Genomic DNA, 6336 nt, shown 5'->3' on the forward strand with positions numbered 1-6336 from the left:
GCCTTGTTTTATCCATGATGTTTGTTCATACGCATATATGTTTTATTTGGGTTCGTTGGTAATATATATCTTTCTTTCTCGTTTTTCATATTTTGTAGATGTGAGCAGGGAGAGTGTGGTCATCACATTATCCAAATTGTCGGAGAGGTAAATCTTCCCGGTACAGGTGCGTTTTTGAAGACGGGTATCCTGATTGAAATCAAACGAAAGGTTGTAGTACCTGCCAATCTGTTGCAACACTTCGTCCATCGGTGTTTTGTGGAAGGAAAGGTAACCGTTTTTCCAACTGATAAAAGGGGTAACATCTACCTTTTGCGTGCTAAATGTGCCGTTTTCTGAATAGATAGCCTGTTCCGATGGTGATAAGTATAGCTCTTTCTTGCCTGATGACTGCAGGCCCACACTCCCTTCTACCAGCACTACGGAATGAGGCGAATTACAATAGGTGGAGATGTTGAATTTTGTCCCGTAAACTCGTATATTGAAGTTGTCTGTCTGCACAAAAAATGGTCTTTTTTTGTCGTGTGAAACTTCAATGTACATTTCTCCCGAAGCTAGGCGAATTTCACGACTTTTGCCGCTGAATTGTGCCGGAAATTCTAATACAGATCCTGAGTTGAGCCACACTTTACTGCCATCTGCAAGTGTGAGCATAGAACGTTTTCCATAGGGGACAATTAACGATGTGGATTGATCTTTATCAATTTCAATCTTTTTTCTTTCGCTGTCTCCTTCTGTAACTTCAGCTATTCCTTCCTTATTGAGCGCTACTGCTACATTGTCTTGAAATGTAATTGCTTTTCCGCTGGTAAGAAGTTGAATATCTTTGCTTGTTAGTAATTCTCCAACAATTAGTTCTGCTTCGGGGGTATTTTCATTTTTCCAGTAAGGAGAAAACAATGTAATCCCGACTAAAATAAGTACTACTACAGCAGATGCAACCAGTGAATATCGGAAGATCTTAATTTGTTTTATCTTGTTCTCTTCTCGAATGCTTATTTGTATCTTATTCAATAAATCAGCCTTTTCTTTCTTATTCAGAGTCCTTTTATTCAGTCCTTCCCTTTTCAGGTAAGTAACTGCTTTTTGTATCTCCCTAAATTGTTCAGGATGTTTTTTTATGTAATCAAGCCAGTAGCCATTCAGTGTTTCATCGGGCATTAATTGCCATCGTAGAAATTGTGTGTCCTTTAAAAAATCAGTATACTTGGTGTGTTTTACATCCATATTTTGTGTGATTATTCTGTTTTATCTTCAATCCATTAATTAGTGATAGGAAACCCCTATTGGGTTTCTGTTGAATTCTTATGTTTTCGGAGGGAACATGCCTTATGCTCCCATTTTGTGTATTAAAAAATTAAAAAGATCAATAATAAATCTCTTTTATAATAAGACGACTTGAAAAAGTTTTTATCCCCTCGAATAAAAAAAATCCCATAAATTTAACATTTTAAGGTTAAAATGGCGTGCGTTGCTAGGTGGTGACGTGCGTTTACTGTGCAATGTTATGACAAAAAAGCCAAAAGCGTAATTAGTGAACCGAACTTCTCACGGAGGCTGTGAATGGCCGTTGATACCAGTTTCCGGCAGCCATGCACACTGATTTGCAGAAGTTCGGCAATTTGGATGTAGTCATACTCCTGTACGTAGCGGAGATAAATGATTTCCCGTTGACGGTCGGTGAGTGTGCAGAGCATTTGTTCTATTTCGGTCTTTATTTGCATCTGTTCTTCTTTTTCGATGAGAAGCTTTTCAACGTCAACATAGATATTGAAAGGCATCTCTTCCGAAGGATCCACTCCCTCGAGGGGTATGTGTTCTTTTTGGTATTTATGAATGTCGATAAGTCTGTTTTTCAGTGATTTGAAAAGGTATAGTTTGATGTTGGATATGTGAGTCAATTTGTCGCTTCCTGTCGCAATTTTGACGAAAACGTCCTGAACAGCATCTTTTACGATCTCCCGTTCAAAACCCAGGTAACAACCATATGTGAACAGATCGTCCACATAGAGACTGTACATTGAAGCAATTTCTTTCCCTGTTTTTATCAATTTCGTAAAATCTATTTAATAGGTACAAATTAAGCGAAAAAATGTTGAATAAAAAATTTTGCCTGCTGGGGCTTCGGCACAAAATGTCAGGTTTTGGTAAATCTTTTGATTGGAAGAAAATATATGAATTTTGAAGCACAAACAACGACGTGAAGCTGCATTTGAATGGCTATTTGGGAATTTATCCAAAAGGCGGTATCTTTGCATGGTTATGAAAAAACTAGTGATTGTTGGTTGTGGTTATCTGGCCGATATCGTGGCGGATGCACTGTTAAACGGGCTGTTGCCCGAGTATGATCTGGTGGGCGTTTATTCGCGAACATGGGCAAAAGCAGAAAGACTGGCTGCAAAGATGGAGCAGGCAGGGAGAGCATGCAAGGCATGCACCTCGTTGGAGGAACTGCTCGCCTTGAAGCCCGATTTTCTGGTCGAGGCCGCATCACCAGCGGCAATGAAGGAACTGACGTTGCCAACCCTGAAAAACGGGACTTCCATTGTAACTTTATCTATTGGTGCCCTTGCTGATAATAGTTTTTTGGAAGCTGTGAAAGAAACAGGCACGGCGCACGGTACACGGGTATATCTCGCTTCCGGTGCTACGGGAGGATTCGATGTCTTGCGAACGGCTACGCTGATGGGAAATGCCTCCGCTCAGTTCCTGAATGAAAAAGGGGTACGTGCATTCAGAAGGTCGCATTTCTATAGTGCCGACATGGAGGTCGAAAATAAACAGGTTTTTTCCGGTACAGCCAGAGAAGCAATAGAAGTATTTCCCACCGGCCTGAATGTGGCAGTGGCGGCTTCTCTTGCAACGGTCGGACCCGAAAAACTACAGGTGACCATGGAGTCTACTCCTCGTTTCGTTGCCGGCGACAGACAACGGGTGGAGATAGAGAACGATCAGGTACATGCTGTGGTGGATGTCTTCAGCGCCACTCCGGAAATAGCCGGATGGTCGGTGGTAGCCACCTTGCAGAATATTGTTTCTCCCATTGTCTTTTAAAGCAACGTTTAACTGCAAAAATAATGAGGCTGTCTCAAAATAAAATTTAACCTCCTGAGAAATGAATATTGGGATATGTTCTCAGATAGATATCCGAATAAAAAGAGGGTGAAATCACACTGAACCGCCCCCCAAAAGTTAGACAAAATACTTTTGGGGGTCACTACACACATTGTGATACACCCTCATTAATATTTGATTTAGGCACCATTCTGGTGTTTGTTCATCAAATGTTGATTCCGGTAAAGCCGGAAAGATTCTGCAGTACCTTCTCGCTTAACCGGTCAAATGCCTGCCGGGTGCGCCCGGTAGATACCTGCATGCACCGGATCTTTGGATGATCCAGCAGATGTTCACCTCCCAGTGCTCCCACCGTGTCGCAAAAACAGAGGTTGTCACCCCCTAACCACTTCAAAAATGGCTCTTCATCCCACGCAGGCGACAGTCCGGTGTTGAACAGTATCTTTTTGTTTCCCAGCTTCTCAAACTGCGGCGCATGTAGCAACACGGTATTGCGGTTAAGACAGCAGCATACCACTTCACTCTCCTCGAGCAACTCATCTAGCGGGAGAAAGCGGTACCCTTTTGCTTTGGCCTCTGTCTTCTCACTCCTGGCGAAATAGGTAATCTCTGCTCCAAGAAAGTGCAGCGCATCGGCAATCATGCCTCCTGATTTACCAAGTCCGACGATTCCCGTTTTTAATCCGGTAATTTCGCGCGCCATGCCATCCCAGGGTTCCTGACCGAATCCGTGCAGGCACCGGACCAGCTCACTGATCACATATTCCACCACACCCTCATCGCCATAATCGCGGATGCCGGTAACTGTGATTCCCCGGCTGTTTGCATAATAAATATCCACATTGGCGCTCTCCGGAGAGTAGAGCGAGTTGCACATGCCAATGTATTTCACATTGGGACATTTTTCAAGCGCAGCTTTTCCAAGCTGGGTGGTGTAACTCAGTAGCACTGCATCGGCATCACCGATGCGTGCTGCGATCTCGTCATCGTCACCCGGAATATCGGAATATAAAATGACTTCCTTTGCAAAAGAATATAATTTCTTCTCTGCCGATGGTATGAGGCTTGTAGGCTCTATCGCCACCAATTTATGAAACATAATGATTTTTTATTTTTTGTGTAAGATGTTTTCTTAAGAGACAATATAGACTAAATGCCCCGGAAAAAAAGAGCTTGTCATGATCTTCCGAGGCGCATCACCTATTCTACAAATATAGGGTTTTTACGCCGGAATATCAAATCAGAAAGAATCACAGTGTTTTATAACTTATAAAACATTAAGCAGGAAAAGCAGCTTACGGCAGGACTACATTGACAAATTATAATTGGGGTACCTCTGCAAATGTCATTCAACTGAAGAGACGTTTGATAGAACTGGATGTGACCGATGAGATTCAGGGTAAAATTGAACTTCTGGATCCAATGTATAAACACTGGTTGGCAACCCGGTATTTCAATATGTCACGATAAAAGACTTCTTCAGATAAGATCCCCTCCGTTACCCTTATTGGACTGTGCGGAGGGAATCTTATTCAGCAAATTTTAATCACCGGGTTCAACTTGTGCTCATTCCGACTTTTTCTGAAGCTGGATACTTACCCCCCCCGAGAGCCATAAACCGGGCTGGGGAATATTTCCAAAATCCACGTGGGTGGTGTTGAAGATGTTGTTGATGTTTAGGAACAGGTTGGTGCGGGGAAAGGCGTAATTGGCCTTCATGTCGAGTAATGCGAAAGGGGAGTACGCCACCCGTTCACCGGGCTTCAGGTCCACATACTTCACATAAGATCCCACACGCTGCTGCCAGCGAAAATGCCACGACAGGGTAAGGTGTTTTACTACCTCATGATGCAGGCCTGCAGTCACTTTATGACGCAGATGGTTTAGCGTGTAGTTCGATATCAGCTCATCCTCCACCCGTTCCTGATCGATGTACATATATCCGACAGAAAGAGTACGTAAAGGCTGGTCCGGCCCGAGCCAGGACGCCAGATTGAGGTTCAGGCCTCCTTCCAGACCCTGTTTGTTGAGACGGGTATGGTTTCGCGATTCCCACAATGCTTCGGGAGTTGCTTTCACCCAGTCGATCATGTTCCTGCCCTTCATATGGAAGAACGAGAGGCTACCACTTATAAACGGGTGGTTGTATTTAATGCCGGCCTCAAAAGCTTCCGACTGTTCCGCTTCGAGATCGCTGTTCCCGATGTGTGTCGCAGTGGTATAATAGAGGTCGGTAAAGGTGGGCATGCGGGTGGCCTTGTTCCAGGAGGCGTAGAGGCTGAGACGATCTGTCGCCCGGAACGATCCGTTTAGTGCGGGATATAAATCGAGCCGATCGGTAACGGCGGTGTTGTAGTTCAACAACACGCCCAGGGAGAGAGTCAGTTTCTCCCAAATAAAATTGTGTTCCGCAAAATAATTGATGTGGGTGCGATTATCTGACTTTGTGTATTTTCCAATTGTATCTTCCATCGGCTTACCCAGCACGTTGCTCAGGATTCCTTCGTTCCTTAGCTCCCCGCCAAAGCTGGTAATGCCCCATGCAGAGGCAACCTGCATGTTGAGGTTCATCCCGAGCACATCGCTGCGATGATAATTATGGTTCTTGTACCAGGCAGGGATATCAGAAGTGCCTTCACGGATCAGCTGAAACTCGTCGTAATGCCTGCTCCAGTAGATATGCGGAATAAACTTCAGCTTTCCGTTTGTTTCTCCCCTGACGGACATGAAAATGCCCTGCGTATCGTCGTACTGACTTGGGTAAGCGGCACTGTAGAAGGTGTTGGCGCCATAAGCCTTGTCGTTCAGGCCTGCCTGAAAGTAGAGATTGGAGCCGTTGATATCAAAACTGCTTTGCCATAGCAGGTTTGCGATTTTGTAATCGCTGTTACGGATGTATCCGTCCGACCGTTTATAGCCGGCAGAGAGTGTATGTACCGAGGAGCCCGTCTTGTAAGCACCCCGTGCTTCTGCCCCGAAGAGGCCATGCATGCCACTTTCCAGTTTTGTGAAGGCGTTGGACTCTTTGTCTTTTTTTGTAATGATGTTGATTCCTCCGGCAAAGGCGCTGGCCCCGTAGACCAAGGAGGAAGGACCCTGCACGATCTCGATGCGTTCGATGTCGGCGAGGTTGACGGGAATGTCGAAACTGTAATGTCCTGTGTGGGGGCTGGTGAGGTTAATTCCGTTGAGGAGGATGGCTGTCTGATCGAATGATCCGCCACGAAGGGAGATGTCCGCCTGTACGCCGTGCGGTCCGCG

General features: G+C 44.9%; 5 protein-coding genes. 1 reads left to right on the plus strand and 4 read right to left on the minus strand.

All coding sequences use genetic code 11. The features are described from left to right. Positions 1-42 precede the first annotated feature (42 nt). Positions 43-1227, minus strand: coding sequence for a FecR family protein (locus B3Z75_RS11845; RefSeq protein WP_294071847.1), 1185 nt, complete (start codon positions 1225-1227; stop codon positions 43-45). A 278-nt stretch (positions 1228-1505) separates the two neighbouring features. Then, entirely contained in the window at positions 1506-2021 is a 516-nt protein-coding gene (locus tag B3Z75_RS11850; protein WP_294071850.1) for an RNA polymerase sigma factor, read from the minus strand. Positions 2022-2262: 241 nt separating this feature from the next. Here B3Z75_RS11850 and B3Z75_RS11855 point away from each other — a divergent pair, with 241 nt between their 5' ends. Then, positions 2263-3054 (plus strand): aspartate dehydrogenase domain-containing protein, encoded by a 792-nt coding sequence (locus B3Z75_RS11855; protein WP_294071853.1) that lies wholly within the window; start codon positions 2263-2265, stop codon positions 3052-3054. Between the two features lie 226 nt (positions 3055-3280). Here B3Z75_RS11855 and B3Z75_RS11860 read toward each other — a convergent pair whose 3' ends face one another. Continuing rightward, positions 3281-4174 (minus strand): NAD(P)-dependent oxidoreductase, encoded by an 894-nt coding sequence (locus tag B3Z75_RS11860; RefSeq protein WP_294071856.1) that lies wholly within the window; start codon positions 4172-4174, stop codon positions 3281-3283. Positions 4175-4641: 467 nt separating this feature from the next. Beyond that, a partial coding sequence (locus B3Z75_RS11865; protein ID WP_294071859.1) for a TonB-dependent receptor occupies positions 4642-6336 on the minus strand: 1695 nt, incomplete at its 5' end.

Origin of the sequence: Proteiniphilum sp. UBA1028 (genome assembly GCF_002316955.1) — a bacterium.
Lineage (GTDB): Bacteria > Bacteroidota > Bacteroidia > Bacteroidales > Dysgonomonadaceae > Proteiniphilum.

Bases quoted from the DNA above. Each gene is read 5' to 3' on its own strand.
- B3Z75_RS11845 (WP_294071847.1), bottom strand. From the start codon at position 1,227: ATGGATGTAAAACACACCAAGTATACTGATTTTTTAAAGGACACACAA.
- B3Z75_RS11860 (WP_294071856.1), bottom strand. From the start codon at position 4,174: ATGTTTCATAAATTGGTGGCGATAGAGCCTACAAGCCTCATACCATCG.
- B3Z75_RS11850 (WP_294071850.1), bottom strand. From the start codon at position 2,021: ATGTACAGTCTCTATGTGGACGATCTGTTCACATATGGTTGTTACCTG.
- B3Z75_RS11855 (WP_294071853.1), top strand. From the start codon at position 2,263: ATGAAAAAACTAGTGATTGTTGGTTGTGGTTATCTGGCCGATATCGTG.